Annotated in this window: 17 protein-coding genes; 10 read left to right on the top strand and 7 right to left on the bottom strand. The window is 70.9% G+C overall.

Annotated features, from left to right (window positions below):
• The first annotated feature begins 51 nt into the window (after positions 1-51).
• Positions 52-1,311 (top strand): PucR family transcriptional regulator, encoded by a 1,260-nt coding sequence (locus AC5L35_RS13175; RefSeq protein WP_495059896.1) that lies wholly within the window; start codon positions 52-54, stop codon positions 1,309-1,311.
• A 1-nt stretch (position 1,312) separates the two neighbouring features.
• Here AC5L35_RS13175 and cofC read toward each other — a convergent pair whose 3' ends face one another.
• Positions 1,313-1,981, bottom strand: coding sequence for a 2-phospho-L-lactate guanylyltransferase (cofC, locus tag AC5L35_RS13170; RefSeq protein WP_495059895.1), 669 nt, complete (start codon positions 1,979-1,981; stop codon positions 1,313-1,315).
• Positions 1,982-2,078: 97 nt separating this feature from the next.
• On the opposite strand from cofC, the gene AC5L35_RS13165 reads away from it, so the two are divergent.
• The 5 genes from AC5L35_RS13165 (at position 2,079) to AC5L35_RS13145 (ending at position 6,336) form a co-directional block, all read left to right on the top strand.
• On the top strand, positions 2,079-2,786 hold the full coding sequence (locus AC5L35_RS13165; protein WP_495059894.1) for a lysophospholipid acyltransferase family protein: 708 nt from the start codon (positions 2,079-2,081) through the stop codon (positions 2,784-2,786).
• A complete protein-coding gene (locus tag AC5L35_RS13160; protein WP_495059893.1) occupies positions 2,783-3,799 on the top strand; it encodes an NAD(P)H-dependent glycerol-3-phosphate dehydrogenase in 1,017 nt (338 codons plus the stop codon). The genes AC5L35_RS13165 and AC5L35_RS13160 overlap by 4 nt, the downstream gene beginning before the upstream one ends.
• Positions 3,796-4,911, top strand: a complete 1,116-nt coding sequence (locus AC5L35_RS13155; RefSeq protein WP_495059892.1) for a cystathionine gamma-lyase — start codon at positions 3,796-3,798, stop codon at positions 4,909-4,911. The genes AC5L35_RS13160 and AC5L35_RS13155 overlap by 4 nt, the downstream gene beginning before the upstream one ends.
• 90 nt (positions 4,912-5,001) lie before the next feature.
• Complete coding sequence (locus tag AC5L35_RS13150) at positions 5,002-5,595, top strand: HNH endonuclease (protein WP_495059891.1); 594 nt, start codon at positions 5,002-5,004, stop codon at positions 5,593-5,595.
• Positions 5,596-5,709: 114 nt separating this feature from the next.
• Positions 5,710-6,336, top strand: coding sequence for a response regulator transcription factor (locus AC5L35_RS13145; RefSeq protein WP_495059890.1), 627 nt, complete (start codon positions 5,710-5,712; stop codon positions 6,334-6,336).
• Between the two features lie 61 nt (positions 6,337-6,397).
• Here the strand turns inward: AC5L35_RS13145 and AC5L35_RS13140 are convergent, their stop codons facing one another.
• Positions 6,398-6,580 carry a helix-turn-helix domain-containing protein gene (locus tag AC5L35_RS13140; RefSeq protein ID WP_495059889.1) on the bottom strand — a complete coding sequence of 61 codons (183 nt, stop codon included), beginning with the start codon at positions 6,578-6,580 and terminating at the stop codon, positions 6,398-6,400.
• Positions 6,581-6,790: 210 nt separating this feature from the next.
• Positions 6,791-7,996 carry a cytochrome P450 gene (locus AC5L35_RS13135; RefSeq protein ID WP_495059888.1) on the bottom strand — a complete coding sequence of 402 codons (1,206 nt, stop codon included), beginning with the start codon at positions 7,994-7,996 and terminating at the stop codon, positions 6,791-6,793.
• Positions 7,997-8,099: 103 nt separating this feature from the next.
• Here AC5L35_RS13135 and AC5L35_RS13130 point away from each other — a divergent pair, with 103 nt between their 5' ends.
• Positions 8,100-8,762, top strand: coding sequence for a TetR/AcrR family transcriptional regulator (locus tag AC5L35_RS13130; RefSeq protein WP_495059887.1), 663 nt, complete (start codon positions 8,100-8,102; stop codon positions 8,760-8,762).
• Positions 8,763-9,082: 320 nt separating this feature from the next.
• On the top strand, positions 9,083-10,360 hold the full coding sequence (locus AC5L35_RS13125) for an HNH endonuclease signature motif containing protein (protein ID WP_495059886.1): 1,278 nt from the start codon (positions 9,083-9,085) through the stop codon (positions 10,358-10,360).
• Between the two features lie 135 nt (positions 10,361-10,495).
• On the opposite strand, the gene AC5L35_RS13120 is transcribed toward AC5L35_RS13125, so the two are convergent.
• Complete coding sequence (locus AC5L35_RS13120; protein WP_495059885.1) at positions 10,496-11,227, bottom strand: TioE family transcriptional regulator; 732 nt, start codon at positions 11,225-11,227, stop codon at positions 10,496-10,498.
• Positions 11,228-11,286: 59 nt separating this feature from the next.
• On the opposite strand from AC5L35_RS13120, the gene AC5L35_RS13115 reads away from it, so the two are divergent.
• Positions 11,287-12,489, top strand: a complete 1,203-nt coding sequence (locus AC5L35_RS13115; protein ID WP_495059884.1) for an erythromycin esterase family protein — start codon at positions 11,287-11,289, stop codon at positions 12,487-12,489.
• A 50-nt stretch (positions 12,490-12,539) separates the two neighbouring features.
• Complete coding sequence (locus AC5L35_RS13110) at positions 12,540-13,397, top strand: CBS domain-containing protein (RefSeq protein WP_495059883.1); 858 nt, start codon at positions 12,540-12,542, stop codon at positions 13,395-13,397.
• A gap of 25 nt (positions 13,398-13,422) precedes the next feature.
• Here the strand turns inward: AC5L35_RS13110 and AC5L35_RS13105 are convergent, their stop codons facing one another.
• The 3 genes from AC5L35_RS13105 to AC5L35_RS13095 are packed head-to-tail and all read right to left on the bottom strand — an operon-like array spanning position 13,423 to position 16,209.
• Complete coding sequence (locus AC5L35_RS13105) at positions 13,423-14,493, bottom strand: ABC transporter substrate-binding protein (protein ID WP_495059882.1); 1,071 nt, start codon at positions 14,491-14,493, stop codon at positions 13,423-13,425.
• 32 nt (positions 14,494-14,525) lie between these two features.
• Entirely contained in the window at positions 14,526-15,419 is an 894-nt protein-coding gene (locus AC5L35_RS13100) for an ABC transporter permease (protein ID WP_495059881.1), read from the bottom strand.
• Positions 15,409-16,209 carry an ABC transporter ATP-binding protein gene (locus AC5L35_RS13095; protein ID WP_495059880.1) on the bottom strand — a complete coding sequence of 267 codons (801 nt, stop codon included), beginning with the start codon at positions 16,207-16,209 and terminating at the stop codon, positions 15,409-15,411. Before AC5L35_RS13095 ends, AC5L35_RS13100 begins: the two co-directional genes overlap by 11 nt.
• Between the last annotated feature and the right edge of the window lie 117 nt (positions 16,210-16,326).

The following is a 16,326-nucleotide window of genomic DNA, read 5'->3' as shown; positions in this document are numbered from 1 at the left end:
CGACGGTCCCCCTTCGCTGATGTTGGCGAGTTTGGCAAGGAACAGTCGGAGATGCTTCCCGCGTATCACCAATTCTCGGGGAATCATCCTGTGGAAACCACAGGTACCGTGGCTGGGGTGGGGAGCAGAGATCCTTCCGAAAACGACATCTCGGACGGCGACTGGCAGTTCGTCAGAGCACTCTGCGAGAGCGCCGAAAAGGATATTTCGGCGGTCGTGCGGGGTGTCGTCAGAAATATCCGGGAGGATCTTCCCACGTATGCGGTCGTGCCCTGGCCGGATCACGAGGCGATGGTGCGCGAACACGTCCGCAGACTGCTCGCCGGGCTCGCCGCGCGGCGGTTGCCTGCCGAGGCCGATGCCGACCACGGGCGTGCGATGGGACGCAGGCGCGCCCAGCAGGGCGTCGCCGTGGAGGAGGTGCTCTCCGCCTACCACCTCGGGTACCGCGACGTGTGGAACACGCTGCTGTGCCGTGCCCACTCCGAGGACCCGCAGCAGGCGGCCCGCCTGCTGGGGCTGGTGAACCTGGTGTGGGCGTGGCTCCGCGTGATCACGATCGCGGTGGCCGACGGGCACGCCGAGACCACCCGCGCCCGGGAGGAGAACCGGATCGGCGTGGGCCACGAGTTCCTGGACGCCCTCTACGCGGGCCGCATCACCGCCGAGTCCACGGAACTGCTGGCGCACGCGCTCGGATTCGATCCGCAGGGAGACTTCCAGGTGGTCTGCTGCTCGGCCGAGCCCTGGCCGACGTCGAACCTCGACCTGCTGCGCAGGCGGCTGCGGGCCGAGCCGGGCACGTCGAGCGCGATCATCCGCGGGTCCGTCCTGGTGATCGTCTTTCAGCGGACCTCCGCGGAACGGATCCTCGACCTGCTGAGCTGCGACAGCTCGCCGGTGGCCGGGGTCGGCCTGGTGCGGCCCGGCCTCGCAGGCGCCGCGGCGGCCGTTGTCGACGCCGAGCGCTCGCTCGCGGTGGCCCAGCGCAACGGCGGCGGCATCGTCGACTTCGGCTCCGAGTGGCTGGCCGCCACGCTGCTGCCGCACATGGACCGGCTCCGGCCGTTGACGGACACGACGGCCGCGGTCGAGCAACCCCACCTGTGTGACGCCGTCCGGGCCTATGCCGACAACGGGTTCTCGGTCACCGCGAGCGCCAGGGCGCTCCACGTGCACCCCAATACCGTGAAGTACCGGCTCGACCGGTGGAAGGAGCACACCGGTTGGGACCCCCGCACCCTGGACGGCCTGCAGCGCTCCCTGCTGGGCATCGCCTTCTCCTCCGTGCCAGATGCCGGGAGGCAGTAGGTCAGCAGCCCGCGCTGGGCATGAGGACGCACCTCGTGTGGACGCCGAGACCGAGGTCGGCGGCGTCGCGCAGGTCGTCGGCGGTGTCGACGTCGCGGCGCAGGCCGGGCCAGTCGCCGCGCAGCGGGCCGGCGCCCGAGTCCTCGTGCCGCCGCGCCGAGCCCTCGCCGAACCGCGGATCGAGCGCGGCGCCCGCCGCGGCGAGCAGGAGTGTGGTGCCGGTGCCCTCGGCGTCGGAGGAGAAGGCGCGGCCGATCCGGCCCCCACCGAACAGGGAGAGAGCCGCGGCGATCGCGTCGTCGAGCTCGGCGGGGCGCAGGGCCGGCAGGTCGGCCTGCAGTGCGCCGATCGCGGCAGCCGGGTCGCCGTCGCGCAGCAGTGCCGCCCCGCGCTCGTAGGCGGGGTTGAGCCCGGAGATCGGGCCGTCCGGGACCACCTCGACGCCCACGGCTCCGAACTCGGCGGCCACCACCGGATCCGAGCTGATCACGAGCAGCCGGCGTACGCGGGTGGCAGCCCGCACCGCTGCCACCGTGTCGTGCGCCAGCGCGAGCGCCAGCCGCGCATGGGCGCCGGCATCGCCGATTCCCCGGTCGGCGGCGCCGCGCAGCCGGGACTTGGCTGCGCCCAGGTGCTTGACCGGTACCACCAGGTCCACGGTCGACATCATCGAGCCCACCCCTCCATGGTGCACCGGACCCGGAGGTGGACCCCGAGCGCCCGGCCAGGAAGACTCTCGCCAGTCAGCCAGGATCGGAGGTTCGTGCGTGAGGCGTGAGAAGGGCGGCTTCTGGATCGCGTTCTGCGCGGTGTTCTTCTATCCGATCGGCTGGCTGGTGGCCCGTTCCCGTTTCGAGGGCAAGGACCACATCCCGGCCGCCGGCGGCGCGCTCATGGTGGCCAACCACATCTCGCACCTCGACCCGATATTCAGCGGGCTGGTGGTGCACCGGGCGCGGCGGGTGCCGCGGTTCCTCGCGAAGAACAGCCTCTGGAGCGCGCCGGTGCTGGGGCGGGCCATGAAGGGCAGCGGCCAGATCCCGGTGTACCGCGAGTCGGCCGACGCGCAGCACAGCCTGCGTGAGGGCACCAGGGCGTTGCAGGAGGGCAAGGTCGTGGTGATATATCCGGAAGGAACGATCACCCGCGACCCGGAAGGCTGGCCGATGCTCGCCCGCACGGGGGTTGCCAGGCTGGCGCTCTCGGCCGACGTCCCCGTCGTGCCCTTCGTGCACTGGGGCACGCGCGACGTGTTCGACGGCTACAACAAGAAGTTTCGGCCGCTTCCCCGCAAGCCGATCACCGTGCGGTGCGGCGAACCTGTCGATCTCTCGGCGTACCGCGGGCAACCGCTCGACGCCACGGTCCTCCGCGAGGTCACCGATCTCATCATGACAAGGGTGAGTGAGCTGCTGGCCGAGGTGCGCCAGGAGAAGGCGCCGGCGCAGTTCTTCCGTCCCGGAGGCGGGTCGTGAGCGGTGCCCGTGAGGTCCGCCGGGTCGCCGTCCTGGGTGCGGGCTCGTGGGGCACGGCGTTCGCGAAGGTCATGGCCGACGCCGGACGCGAGGTGCGGCTGTGGGCGCGCCGCGACGAGGTGGCCGCCGCCGTCAACGAGCGGCACAGCAATCCGGACTACCTCGCCGGGATCGTGCTGCCCTCGTTGCTCACGGCCACCACCGAACCCGGCGCGGCGCTCGAGGGCGCCGACACCGTGGTTTTCGCCGTGCCGTCGCAGACGCTGCGCGCGAACCTCGCGGTGTGGCGCGACCTGCTGCCTCCGGCCAGCACGCTGGTGAGCCTCGCGAAGGGTGTGGAGCTCGGCACGCTGCTGCGGATGAGCGAGGTGATCTGCGAGATGGCGCGCGTTCCGCCCCACCGGGTGGCCGTCGTCTCCGGGCCCAACCTGGCGCGCGAGATCGCGGCGGAGGAACCCACCGCCACCGTGATCGCGTGCTCCGACCACGACCGCGCGGTGGCACTGCAGCACGCGTGCACCACCGGCTACTTCCGCGCCTACACCAACACCGACGTCGTCGGTTGCGAGCTGGGCGGCGCGGGCAAGAACGTCATCGCACTCGCCTGTGGAATCGCGGCGGGGATGGGGTTCGGCGACAACACGAGGGCGTCGCTGATCACCCGCGGTCTCGCGGAGACCGCGCGGCTGGGCGTCGCGCTGGGTGCCGACCCCCTGACGTTCGCCGGCCTGGCCGGGCTCGGAGACCTCGTCGCCACGTGCTCGTCCCCGCTGTCCCGGAACCGGACGTTCGGCGAGCACCTGGGGCGCGGCGAGTCGCTCGCGCTGGCGGAGGCGGCCAACCACGGGCAGGTGGCCGAGGGCGTGAAGTCGTGTCTGTCGATCTGCGAGCTGGCCGGCCGGCACGGGGTGGAGGTCCCGATCGCCGACGCCGTCCGGCGCGTCTGTCATGAAGGGTTGTCCGCCGCGGAGATGGGCAAGGAACTGATCAGCAGAACCCCACGTCCGGAATGACCGTTATCGGAGACGGAACGCGCTGTGTGCACGGTGGCGTGCACGACCACGGCCTGGGGGAGCCCCTGCACCCCGGGCCGGTACTGGCCTCGACGTTCCACCTCGGCCTGCCCGACGACCCACTGCCCAGGGATTTCTACGGCCGCGCGGGCAACCCCACCTGGCGGTCGCTCGAGACCGCCATCGGGGATCTCGACGGCGGCGAGTGCGTGCTGTTCGCGTCGGGGATGGCCGCGATCGCGGCGGTGCTGCGGCTGGCGGGTCGCGACGGCGCGCTGGTCGTGCCGTCGGACGGGTACTACCTGGCGCGCTCGCTCGCCCACGAGGAGCTCGGCCCGCTCGGGGTGCAGGTGCGCGAGGTGCCGACGGTGGGCGAGTGGCCTGCCGGAGTGCTCGACGGGGCCGCGCTCGTGCTGCTGGAGACGCCCTCCAACCCGGGTCTCGACGTGGCCGACATCGCGGCAGCCGCAGCCGCCGCCCACGCCGCCGGGGCGCTGCTCGCCGTCGACAACACCACGGCGACACCGCTCGGGCAGCAGCCGCTCGCCCTCGGTGCGGACATCACGATCGCGAGCGACACGAAGGGGCTCGCCGGGCACGGTGACGTCCTGCTGGGCCACGTGAGCGTCCGGGATCCCACGCTCGCGGTGCGGCTGCGGGAGGCGCGCACGCGCGGTGGCGCCGTGCCAGGGCCGATGGAGGTGTGGCTCGCCCACCGCGGGCTGGGCACCCTCGACCTCCGGCTCGCCCGGCAGGCGTCCAACGCTGCCGCGGTGGCCGCCGCGGTCGCGGAGCACCCGCTGGTGTCCGACGTCCGGTGGCCGGGGCTGCCGCACGATCCCGCCCACGCCGTGGCGGTGCGGCAGATGCGGCGCTGGAACGGTGTACTGAGGTTCACATTGCCCGGCGAGGCCGCGGTGGGGCAGTTCCTGGCCGCGTCGAAGCTCGTGGCGTCGGCCACCAGCTTCGGTGGGCTGCGCAGCACCGCCGACCGCCGGCAGCGCTGGGGCGATGACGTGGCCGCGGGGCTGGTGCGCTTCTCCGCCGGGTGCGAGGACGAGCGCGATCTGGTGGCAGACGTGCGCCGGGCGCTGGACGCGGTTACAGGCTGACACTTCTACTCATCCAAACGGGATGGGGACCCATATCACACGTGCGAAACCACCTCCCGCTATGGTCTGATCTGCCTCGGAGGTGGTCGCGTGAAGCATCGACAACCCGACCCCAACGGTGCCGACCCCGATCCAGGGGAGGTGCCGGGGATCACGCCGCACCCGAGCGTGGTCCCGACGGGGTCCCGGGTCCTGCTTCTCAACGCGACTTTCGAGCCGCTCGCAGTGGTCACTGCGAAACGTGCCGTCGTCCTGATGCTCACCGGCAAGGCCGAGTGTGTGGAGGCCGCCCTCGACGGGGTCTTCCACTCCGAGAACCTCAGCGTGCCCGCTCCGGTGGTGATGCGCCTGTCCCGCTACGTCCGCGTGCCCTACCGTCGCGCCGTCCCCATGACGAGGGCGGGCGTCCTGCGTCGAGACGGCCGCCGCTGCGGCTACTGCGGCAAGCGCGCCGACACGATCGACCACGTCGTTCCCCGCAGCCGCGGTGGCACCCACACCTGGGACAACTGCGTCGCGGCGTGCCGCCTCTGCAACTCCCGCAAGGCCGACAGGCTGCTCGTCGAGCTCGGCTGGAGCCTCGAGTTCGTGCCACGGGCACCCGACCGGGCCGCCGGGGGGATCCTCGTGCTCGCGGTGGAGCCGCTCCCCGCATGGGAGCCGTGGCTGGGTGTCGCCGCCTGATCACCAAAACGTGATGTACGGGCGATAACGATCTCCGTCGCTCCGACGACCCTTCTCTCGACATTGGCATTGCGAACGTTCGGGGGGCTCGGATCGATGTCGACCGTTGTTCCCGTGCTCGTTGTCGGCCCACCCGACCTGGTCACCACCTCCGTCGTCAGCGCGCTGCAGGCCAACGGGCTCGCCGCGGAGAGGCGCGAGGTCAACGGGAGCGGCTCGGGTTTCCCCCGGCCGTCCCGGGGTGGCGGGGTCGTCGTGGTGAACCTGGACTTCCCGGAGAGCGTCGGGTTGGTCGCGGAGGCGGTGACGTCGGGCTGGCCGACTCTGGTGGTGGGCCGCCAGACCGACCGGGAGCGCACGGCCGCCGCCGTCGCCGCCGGGGCCGCGGCCTACGTCCCCGGCAGCTGCCCGCTGGAGGTGCTGGTCCACACCGTGCTGCAGGTGTCGGCGGGGCGCGCGGTGATGATGACCAAGGAACGCCTGGCCTGGCTGGAGCTGCACCGGGTGGCGCGGGCCGAGGTCGACACGCGCAGGCGGCGGCTGGACCTGCTGACCGACCGCGAGTTCGAGGTGCTCCGACGGCTGGAGCGCGGGCAGAAGGCCGCCGACATCGCCGTCGACGCCGTACTGGCGATGAGCACGGTGCGCACGCACATCCGGTCGATCCTCGTGAAGCTCGAGGTCAACTCGCAGCAGCACGCGATCGCGATCTACCGCGAGACCCGCCGCCACGGCGAGTAGCCGGGGGCGCCGCCACCCGGTGACGGGCGGGCCGTGCTCGGCTCGACGCGCGGGTGGAAGGTCACTCGAAGCGCTTGCGTAGCTCCCGGCGAACCTTGTCCACGTCGAACCGGTAGTGGCCGCCCGGGGTCCGATGCTCAGGGGTGATCGTCCCGTCCCGGATGTACCGCTGCACCGACCGCAGAGAGACCCCGAGAGCCTTGGCCAGCTCCGAGGTCGTCACCAGCTCCGGATAGTCGGGCACCACCTCACGCTAGGTAGACATGCCCAGCCCGCGACGCGATCGGCGCTGTATGTCGTAGTTTGTCGTATTCGCAGCGTGTCGCTGTTTGTCGTAGGAGGACGCGTGGCCCTGTGGATGGCGGAGACCCCGGGTGGTCGGACCGTGATCGGTGAGGCACCCGGCGAGGCGGAGGCACTGACCTTGATCGCGGCGGTGATCCCCGTGCTCCACCTACCAGGTGACGGGCAGCTCGTGCAGGCCGAAGAGCAACCCCCCGTGCTTGTAGGGCAGCTCGTCCACCGGCACGGCGACCCGCAGGGTGGGGATGCGCGCAAACAGGGTGGAGAACACGATCTCCAGCTCCAGCCGGGCGAGGTGCTGCCCGAGGCACTGGTGCACGCCGTAGCCGAAGGCGACGTGGTGCCGGTTGCCGCGGTGGACGTCGAGCCGTTCGGGCTCGGGGAACACCCCGGGGTCCCAGTCGGCCGCGGCCAGCAGGGCGATCACCCCCTCGCCCGCGCGGATCGCCGTGCCGCTGAGCTCGGTGTCCTCGGCGGCGATCCGGGTGGTGATGAGGTCGGCGATGCTGAGGTGACGCAGCAGCTCCTCGACGGTGTCAGGAAGCAGCGTGGGGTCCGACCGCAGCGCGGCGAGCTGGTCGGGGTGCTCCAGCAGCGCCAAGGCGCCGAGCGAGATCATGTTCGCCGTGGTCTCGTGCCCCGCGCTGAGCAGCATCAGGCACATCATCAGCAGCTCATCCCGGCGCAGCTCGCCGGCCGGCTCCAGCTGTTCGGTGGTCAGCTTGCTCAGCAGGTCGTCCCCAGGCTCCTGCTGCTTGCGGGTGATCAGCCCGTCCATGTAGGCGCGTAGCCCACCCAACGCGGCCGCGGACTGCTCCGCGCTCGCCCCTGACAAGACGACCTGGCTCCTGCTCTGGAAGAACTCGTGGTCGGCGTAGGGCACGCCGAGGAGCTGGCAGATCACCAGCGACGGCACGGGCAGCGCGAACGCCTCGACCAGGTCCACCGGCGGGGTCCGGGCGAGCAGGTCGTCCAACAGCCGGTCCACGGTGGCCTGGATGCCGGGCCGCATCGTCTTGATGCGTTTGACGGTGAAGTCCTGGATGAGCATGCGCCGGTAGAAGCTGTGCTGCGGCGGGTCCATCCGGATGAACGGCGGGCGCTGAAGAATCTGCTCGAACCCCGGGAGAGGCGCGGGGAAGCCGGGGCGGGTGCCGTCGGCGCTGAACGCCGGGCTGCTCAGCACGGTCCGGACGTCGTCGTACCGGGTCACCAGCCAGGCGGTGCCGCCGGTGAGCAGTTGCACCCTGGAAACGGGTTCCTCGGCGCGCAGCCGGTCGTACTCGGGCGGCGGCGCGAACGGGCATTGCCGTCGGAGCGGAAAGCTCCGGCTGTCAGGGGTCGTGGTCCGGGACATCAACCTCTCCCTAGTAAGTGAAGGACAACCCTGCGTTTACTGCTGAGGGTAAGCTAGCACAAACGAAGGGGTCCCCTTCACATCTTGAGGAGATGGGTGCCGGTTGGCCGAGAGCACGACCCGGCTGCGCGCGGACGCCCGCCGCAACCGCGAGCAGATCATCATCGCGGCCCGCGAGGTCTTCCTCGAGCAGGGCATCCAGGCGTCGCTGGAGGAGATCGCGCGCCGCGCCGGCGTCAACATCGCCACTCTCTACCGCCGGTTTCCCGAACGTCACACGCTCGTCCAGCACGTCGCCCTGGAGAACATGGCACTGGTCGGTGAAGAGCTGGACCGCGCCACCGTCGAGCAACCGGGCGCCTGGGGCGCGCTGGCGCAGCTCATACGCCGCATGGTGGATCTTCGGGTCGGCGTCTTCATGCCGGTGCTGGCCTCCGGTCTGGAGGAGGACATGCGCGGCGAGGGTGGAGTGCTGAAGGTGAGGCGCAACCAGCTCTTCGAGCGGATGGAGCAGCTCGTCCGCGCCGCCCAGCAGGAGGGGCAGCTCCGCCAGGGCGTCACCCCTATCGACATCATGCTCGGCGTCATCAAGCTGTCCCGCCCACTGCCCGTCATCGGCGCCGAGCTGAACGAGCTGATGATCAACCAGCAACTGGAGCTGTTCCTCGGCGGTCTCCACGCGGTGGCGCTGGACGCCTCCGAGCCGCTCCGTCGGCAGCGGCTGACTCTCGACGAGCTGGACCGCTACCTCAAGAAGGCGGAGTAGCCGGCGCCGTTCTCCTCCGCTCTGCCGGCCATTCACGGACCGGGCGCGGATCGGGGACCGGCGCCGCTCGGCGACCCTGAGCGCACCGACCGCCTGGTATCGCGAACCGCGGCCGGGTGGGTCTGCCGTCGTGGTCCGAGGTCGACGATGCTGCTCAACGGCAACCGCCTACGACCCCGCACGGCGCCGGCGCCGGCGCCGCACCCGAACCTCGTGCCGCTGGCACGGCTGCGGTTCGACGCAGCCATGAGGTCGCCGAACGGCCGTTGACCTGCGGCGAAGCGCATCTGTTCGAACATTTGTTCGAGTATGATGGTGGGGTGTCGGACAGCCCGCTCACCACCGCGCATCGCCTCCTGGTCGAGGCGATCGACGCGCTGTCCGCGGCCACAGACGCTGGCGCTACCGATGACGACCTGCTGTCGGTGCTCACCCTGTGCGAGGGCACGAGTAGGCGGCTGGACCGGGTCGTCGTGGCCACCGTGTCGGCTCTGGAGCGCCGCGGGACGTTCGCGGAGCGGGGCTACAAGTCCACTCCGGCCGCGTTGGGGGATCTGCTCGGGTGGGAGCGGTTCGAGGCCCGTCACCGGGTGGTCGCCGCCGAGCAGGTGTGTCCGCGGGTGAGCCTCGACGGCACCGTGCTGCCCGCGAAGCTGCCCGCCACCGCGCAGGTCTTCGCCGCCGGCGCCGCCGGCCTACGGCACGTCGCGGTGATCGCCCGGGTGCTCGCCACCCCGGCCGCGGCGCGGCTCCCACCGCAGGTGTGGGCCGGTGCCGAAGCCCAACTCGCCGAGAAAGCGGCCGTCTACACCCCCTCGGAGCTGCAGACCTCGGGTACTGCGCTCGTGAAGGCGCTCGACGAGGACGGCGCCGAACCCGATGACCGCCCACCCGCCGCGGTCAACGAACTGCACCTGTTCCGCCACCGCGGCAAGCCCGGCGGCACTCTCAAGGGCCGGTTCGACGACGCGGCCATGTTCGACGCCATCGCCACCGTCATCGACGCCCACGCCCGACCCGTCAGCGCCGACGAGCAGCGCAGCGCCGCTCAACGCCAGGCCGAAGCACTCGCCGACATGTGCGGGTACGTGCTCGACCACGGCGACGTCCCCGAGTGCGGCGGGCGCCGCCCACACCTGAGCGTGCTGATCCGGCTCGAAGACCTGGAAAACCGGGCCCGCGCCGCCTGCCTCGACTTCGGCGGCACGCTGTCGCCGGAGTCGCTGCGGATGCTGGCCTGTGATGCCGCCGTCGTCCCTGTCGTGCTCAACGGGACGGGTCAGCCCCTCGACGTCGGGCGGGTCACCCGGACCATTCCCGACGGGCTGCGCCGGGCGATCGCCGCCCGCGACCGTGGCTGCGCCGGCTGCGGGCGGCCACCGTCGTGGTGCGAGGTCCACCACATCAAGGCCTGGCAGGACGGCGGTGACACGGCCCTGCACAACTGCGTGATGCTCTGCCGGGCGTGTCACCGCCTGCAGCATCACTCCGAGTGGGAAGTACGCATCCGCGACGGGCTCCCCGAGCTGATCCCACCGGCCTGGATCGACCCGCAGCGAAGACCACGCCGACAACCACTCCTCCACCTCGCCGCATGAATGCGCACCGCACTCCGCCCCTGCGCGACCTACTGGGCGGGGCCTGGCGGCCGAAGAACACGGCGCACCACTCCAGTGCCGTGGCCCGGTCGCTCACGCACATGACGCTGTACAGGTCCACCCGGCCTACCCCTCTCACCGCGACCGAGAGTCATCGGACCCGGTCGCGGCGAAGTAGGCGTCCAGTGCGGCAGCGCCGCTGAGCATCGCGCGGCTCCTCGCCGAGAGGCGAGCATGCCAGTCGCCCAGCATGGACTCGAGCGGCGCGACGCCGCCGGCGGAACGGACCTGGGCGATCAGTGGGGCGATCTGCTCCAGCAGGTAGCCACCCCGCCTGAGCTGGTGAGCCAGGAGGGCGTCACGCACGTCGGCGGCGCTGTAGACCCGATAGCCCGTCTGCCGGTCACGGCGCGGCGCCACCACGCCGGCGCGTTCCCACTTGCGCAGGGTGGCCGGGCGGATGCCGAGCCTTCTCGCCAGCGGACCGACGAACATCTCGCCGCGTTCCTGCGGGAGGGGTTCGAGGTCACCGACAGCGGCTTCGACGGCCTGGAGGGTCCGGCGGTCGTCGAGAAGCTGGGCGTGACTCTCGTCGATGAGCCGGAACGCGTCCTCGGTGGCGTTCCGGTTGACCGCATCCATGATCGACGTAGCCGTCTGGTGGCCGTGGCCGGGCACGAGAGCGAGAAACGCGCGCAGCGCCTGCGCGTGCAGCGGCGTGTAGGTGCGGTAGCCGTGCGAGGTGCGTTCGGCGGCCGGAAGGATGCCGGCCGCCTCGTAGTTCCGGACCGCCTGTGTGGACAGACCGTGCGTTCGCGCCAGGTCAACCGGCCTGAGGTGCCTGCTGCTTTGAAGGTTCTGCGCCATCGCTCTGCGGGAATCGTTGGGAAGTTTCAACCGGTGGTTCAACGATACCGTTTACCGGTATGACTGCTGGTATCACCGACGCCGCCTATGCCGTCGACCCTGCTACGGCGATGGGGTTGCTCCCGGCCCGGCCGCGGCTGCTCGCGCTGGGCGAGCCCACCCACGGCGAGGACGATCTGCTCGACGTGCGAAACGATCTCTTCCGCCAACTCGTCGAGCAGGAGCGCTACCGCACGATCGCGATCGAGAGCGACTGCATGATGGGCCTGGTCGTGGACGACTACGTCACCTCGGGCACCGGAACCCTCGACGACGTCATGGGGCGCGGCTTCAGCCACGGGTTCGGCGCGTCAGCGGCCAACCGCGAACTGGTGCGCTGGATGCGCGCGTACAACGACGGCCGGCCCGCGTCGGAGCACGTGCGCTTCGCCGGTTTCGACGGCCCACTGGAGATCACCGGCGCCGCGAGCCCGCGGCAGGCCCTCACCGCACTCCACGCCTACCTCGCCACCAGGCTCGACGCCGACCTGCTGCCCTGCACCGCGGGAACGCTCGACCGCCTGCTCGGCGCCGACGGCAGGTGGACCGAGCCCGCCGCGATGATGGACCCGTCCCGGTCCGGGGGGCAGACGACCGACGCCGAACAGCTGCGCCTGCTCGCCGATGATCTGGTTGTCCTGCTCGACGCGCAGACGCCGCACCTGATCGCGGCGTCCTCACGGGAGGACTGGCACCGGGCACGCCTGTACGGCCGCACCGCAACCGGGCTGCTGAGCTACCACTTCTGGATGGCCGACACGTCACCGGGCCGCATGGCGAGGCTGCTGGGCCTGCGGGCCTCGATGATGGCCGCCAACCTGCTCGCCATCACCGGACGGGGGCCTGCGCTGGTGTACGCCCACAACGCGCATCTGCAGCGGGAGAAGAGCTCGATGCGGCTGGGCGGCCTGCCGGTCGAATGGTGGAGTGCAGGCGCGATCGTCAGCGCCCACCTCGGCGAGGGATACGCCTTCCTCGCCACAGCCCTCGGCACCATTCGTCACCACGGGGTGGACGCGCCGCCTCCGGACACCATCGAGGGGCTGCTGTACGCGCTCCCGGAGGAGCGGTACCTCGTCGACGCCCGCCGGCTGGCCTTCGCCCTCGCCGACGTGACGCCTGCTGCCCGGGTGTCGCCCTGGTTCGGGTACGCCCCGCTCGATCCGGCCCACGTGGCCGGCACCGACGCGATCGTGTTCGTCAAGGACTCCCGGCGGAGCTAGGCCACTGATTCGTCGCGCTACGGCGGGTTCGGAGCCGCTACCGTTGATCAATGGCGCCGCTCGTTCGAGACCTCATGACATCCCGCGTCGTCACGGTGCGTTCCGACGAACCCCTGTCGGCGGTGGTCGAACGCATGACGCGGTTCGGTTTCAGCGCGTTGCCGGTGGTCAGCGCGGGCTTCCGGCTGGTCGGCATGGTGAGCCTGCTCGACGTCCTGCGCTTTCGCGAGGAGCACGATGCCGAGGGGGCGGAGGCCGACGGGCGGGTGCGCGTCGAGGAGATCATGAGCCCCGACGTGCTGGCGATGTCGCCCACCGCCAACGTGTCGGTGGTGGCGCAGCGCCTGCGCAGCCACGGCGAGCTGCGGGTGATGCCGGTCGTGCAGGGCGGCAAGCTGGTCGGTGTGGTCACCCGCGGCGACCTGCTGCGACACCTCGACCTGGGCAGCTTGCGCACCGGCCAGCGCCGCCTCTTCGGTGGCCGCGACAAGCCGGAGGACGCCCTGTTCGCCCTGGAGCAGCGGCGTCGCACCGGACCGCCGCCGGTTGCCGCCACGCCGGTGCAGGAGGTGATGACGCGCGAGGTGATCACCGTCCGCTCGGCGGAACGTGTCGCGGTGGCCGCGGAGGTGATGCTGCACCACCGACACTCCGCGCTGCCGGTGGTCGACGGTGAGAACCGGCTGGTCGGCATCATCAGCGAGGCGGACATCCTGGCCGACCCGATGGCCGGCCGGTCCGCGCACACCACGGTGAACGCCGTCATGACGAGGGCGCCGATCACCGTCGACGTCGGCGCCACCGTCGGTGAGGCGAGGGCGCTGGTCGCCGACCGGGGTATGCGCACGGTGCCCGTTGTCGACGGCGACCGGCTGGCGGGGGTGCTCAGCCGCAGCGATCTGCTGTGACCGGGCGGACCCCGTCGGACTCAGGTCAGCTGCGCGCCACCTTCGTGGTGAAGTCGGTGGTGTAGGTCTTCGTCAGGTCGACGCTGTCGGCCTTGCCCTTGACGTTCGGGTTGAACTGGCTGAGCACCTGCAGCACGTTCTTCGCGCCATCGGCGTCCATCACGCCCGTGGAGTTGAACATGCCCTTGCTGGCGTCGATGGCGGCGGCGTAGCTGGGCACGCCCCCGCTGCCCGCGGCGTAGTCGGCGGGCATCTGCGCGGCGATCTCCGCTCCGGAGTGGGAGTTGATGTAGCCGAGCGTCTTGACGAAGGCGTTGGCCAGCTTCTGCACGGTGCCCGGGTGGGCGTCGACGTAGCTGCAGTCCATGTACATCGAGCTCGCGGGGTAGAGGCCGCCCAGCGCCGCCCGCGTGCCGTCCTCGGTCCGCATGTCGAGCAGGATCTTCCCGGTGCCCTTCTCCTTGATCTGCTGGGCCGTCGGGTCGGTCGTCATGCCGGCGTCGATGCCGCCGTTCTCGAGGGCGGCGATGAACGTGGCCCCCGCTCCCGCCGTGACGGTCGTGTAGGCGTCGGTGGTGGCGCCGGCCTTGCCCGCGAGGTACTGGGTGAGGAAGTCGGTCGACGACCCGGGGCTGGTGATGCCGAGCTTTTTGCCCGTGAGGTCGGCGGTGCTGCCGATCCCCGCGTTGTTGCCCACGATCTCGACCTCGCCGGGCACGTTGGCGAACTGGACGACGGAGCGGATGCACTTGCCCTTCGTCTGCAAATCGATGGCGTGGTCGTAGAAGCCGACCACCCCGTCGACCTGACCGGCGACCAGCGCGGTCTCGGCGTTGGCCCCGGACGGCTGCGACTGGAGGTCGACGGTGAGGCCCTGCTCCGTGAAGTACCCGAGCCGCTCGGTGAGCTCGGCGGGCAGGTAGATCACCTTGTCCAGGCCGCCGACCATGATCGAGACGCTGGTGGGGTCGGCCCCGCCGGACGACGAGCTCGGCAGGGTCTGGCAGCCGGTCAGTACAGACACCGCGACGGCGGCGACGGCGGCCGCAGCGGCAGCGCTTCTCGAAGTGCGGGGCATGCGGAAAGTACGGGACATGATCTCGTGCTCCTTCGGAGGCGGTGGGGGAGTCAGACGCCGGCGGTGGTGGTCGCCTGGGACGGCGGGCGCCAGCGCAGGAGCCGCTTCTCGGCGCCGCCGAGGATCACCTCGGCGAGCAGGGCCAGCACGGTCGACAAGATCATTCCGGCGTAGATGCCTGCGGAGTCGAAGGTGCCCTGGGCGGTGGAGATGAGCAGGCCGATGCCCTTGGAGGCGCCGGCGTACTCGCCGACGATGGCGCCGATGAGAGCGAAGCCGAACGCGGTGTGCAGCGACGCGAGGATCCACGACGTGGCGCTGGGCACCACGATCGACCACAGGATCTGCACGCGGCTCGCCCCGAGGATGCGGGCGTTGTCCACGAAGTTGCGGTCGACCTCGCGCGCGCCCTGGAAGGCGTTGAAGAAGACCGGGAAGAAGACGAGCACCAGTGCCGTGGCGACCTTCGACTCCATGCCGAGGCCGAACCAGATGATGAACAGCGCGGCGAGCACGATGCGCGGCACGGCGTTGAGGGCCTGGATGAACGGCTGGAGGACCTCGGCGAGCAGGCGGGCCCGGCCGAGCAGGATGCCCAGGACCACCCCGAGGATGGCGCCCAGCACGAAGCCGTAGACCGCCTCCTGCAGGGTGACGCTGATGTTCGACCAGATCGACCCCTTCGAGGTGCCGACGGTGAACCACTCGAACAGCCGGGCGACGATCAGGCTGGGCTTGGAGTAGTAGAAGGGGTCGAGGACGTAGGTCGCCAGCACCTCCCACGCCCCGAAGACGGCCACGAGCACGACGAGCCGCAGGGACCAGACCACGCCTGTGTGCCTGCGGCGCGCTCGGTGCACGGCACTCAGGTCGTCGCCGGGGTCCTGGTCGGAGCGGGGCCCGTCGGGTCCGCTGTGGAGGACGGCGGAGGTGTCAAGCGACACGGGAGGGCACCTTCCTGGCGATGTCGACCTCGGCCGAGAGCGAGGACCAGATGCTGCGGTAGACGTCGATGAACTCGGTGGTGATCCGGAGCTCCTCGACGTCACGCGGGCGGGGCAGGCCGACGTCGTAGACGGCCTTGATGCGGGCGGGCGACGCGGTCATGACGACGACCCGGTCGGCGAGCACGATCGCCTCTTCGAGGTCGTGGGTCACGAAGACCACCGCCGCGTTCGTGCCGGCCCACAGGCGCAGCAGCTCCTGCTGCATCAGCGCCCGGGTCTGGACGTCGAGCGCGGAGAAGGGCTCGTCCATCAGCAGGATCGACGGCTCGTTGACCAGCGTCTGCGCCAGCGCCACGCGCTTGCGCATGCCGCCGGACAGCTGGTGCATGTAGTAGCCCTCGAAGCCCTCCAGGCCGACGCGGGCGATCCAGTCGCGGGCGCGGTCCCTGGCCTCGGACTTCTCGACGCCCCGCCAGATCGGGCCGGCGGCCACGTTGGCCAGCACGCTGCGCCACGGCAGCATCGCGTCGGCCTGGAACATGTAGCCGACGCCGTCGGGCACGCCGTCGACGTCCTTGCCGTTGACCTTCACCGTGCCCACCGACGGCGGCTGCAGGCCGGAGATCAGGGACAGGGTGGTGGACTTGCCGCAGCCGGTGGGTCCGACGACCGCCACGAACTGCCCCGGTTCGACGGTGAGGGTCACGTCGCGGATGGCGGTGTGGATGCCACCCTTCCCGTTCGGGAACCTCTTGGTGGCGTTCGCCAGTTCTATGAGATGTTCCATGCGCGTCTCGCCTTCGAGATGTCCGGCCCTGCTCGTCGGCGCCGGTGCGTGCCAGGAACGTAGGAAGCGCCGTGGGGCACGTCACGCTTGTGACGGTTACCCGCGCTCTGCGCATAG

Source organism: Pseudonocardia sp. OZ21 (assembly GCF_059359135.1).
Note: the sequence above shows the minus strand (reverse complement) of the source record. Positions and strands in the feature narration are given on the sequence as shown.

Excerpts from the sequence above, each read along its gene's own strand:
- AC5L35_RS13155 (WP_495059892.1), top strand. The coding sequence starts at position 3,796 with ATGACCGTTATCGGAGACGGAACGCGCTGTGTGCACGGTGGCGTGCAC.
- cofC (WP_495059895.1), bottom strand. The coding sequence starts at position 1,981 with ATGATGTCGACCGTGGACCTGGTGGTACCGGTCAAGCACCTGGGCGCA.
- AC5L35_RS13120 (WP_495059885.1), bottom strand. The coding sequence starts at position 11,227 with ATGGCGCAGAACCTTCAAAGCAGCAGGCACCTCAGGCCGGTTGACCTG.
- AC5L35_RS13135 (WP_495059888.1), bottom strand. The coding sequence starts at position 7,996 with ATGTCCCGGACCACGACCCCTGACAGCCGGAGCTTTCCGCTCCGACGG.
- AC5L35_RS13110 (WP_495059883.1), top strand. The coding sequence starts at position 12,540 with ATGGCGCCGCTCGTTCGAGACCTCATGACATCCCGCGTCGTCACGGTG.
- AC5L35_RS13105 (WP_495059882.1), bottom strand. The coding sequence starts at position 14,493 with ATGTCCCGTACTTTCCGCATGCCCCGCACTTCGAGAAGCGCTGCCGCT.
- AC5L35_RS13175 (WP_495059896.1), top strand. The coding sequence starts at position 52 with ATGCTTCCCGCGTATCACCAATTCTCGGGGAATCATCCTGTGGAAACC.
- AC5L35_RS13095 (WP_495059880.1), bottom strand. The coding sequence starts at position 16,209 with ATGGAACATCTCATAGAACTGGCGAACGCCACCAAGAGGTTCCCGAAC.
- AC5L35_RS13115 (WP_495059884.1), top strand. The coding sequence starts at position 11,287 with ATGACTGCTGGTATCACCGACGCCGCCTATGCCGTCGACCCTGCTACG.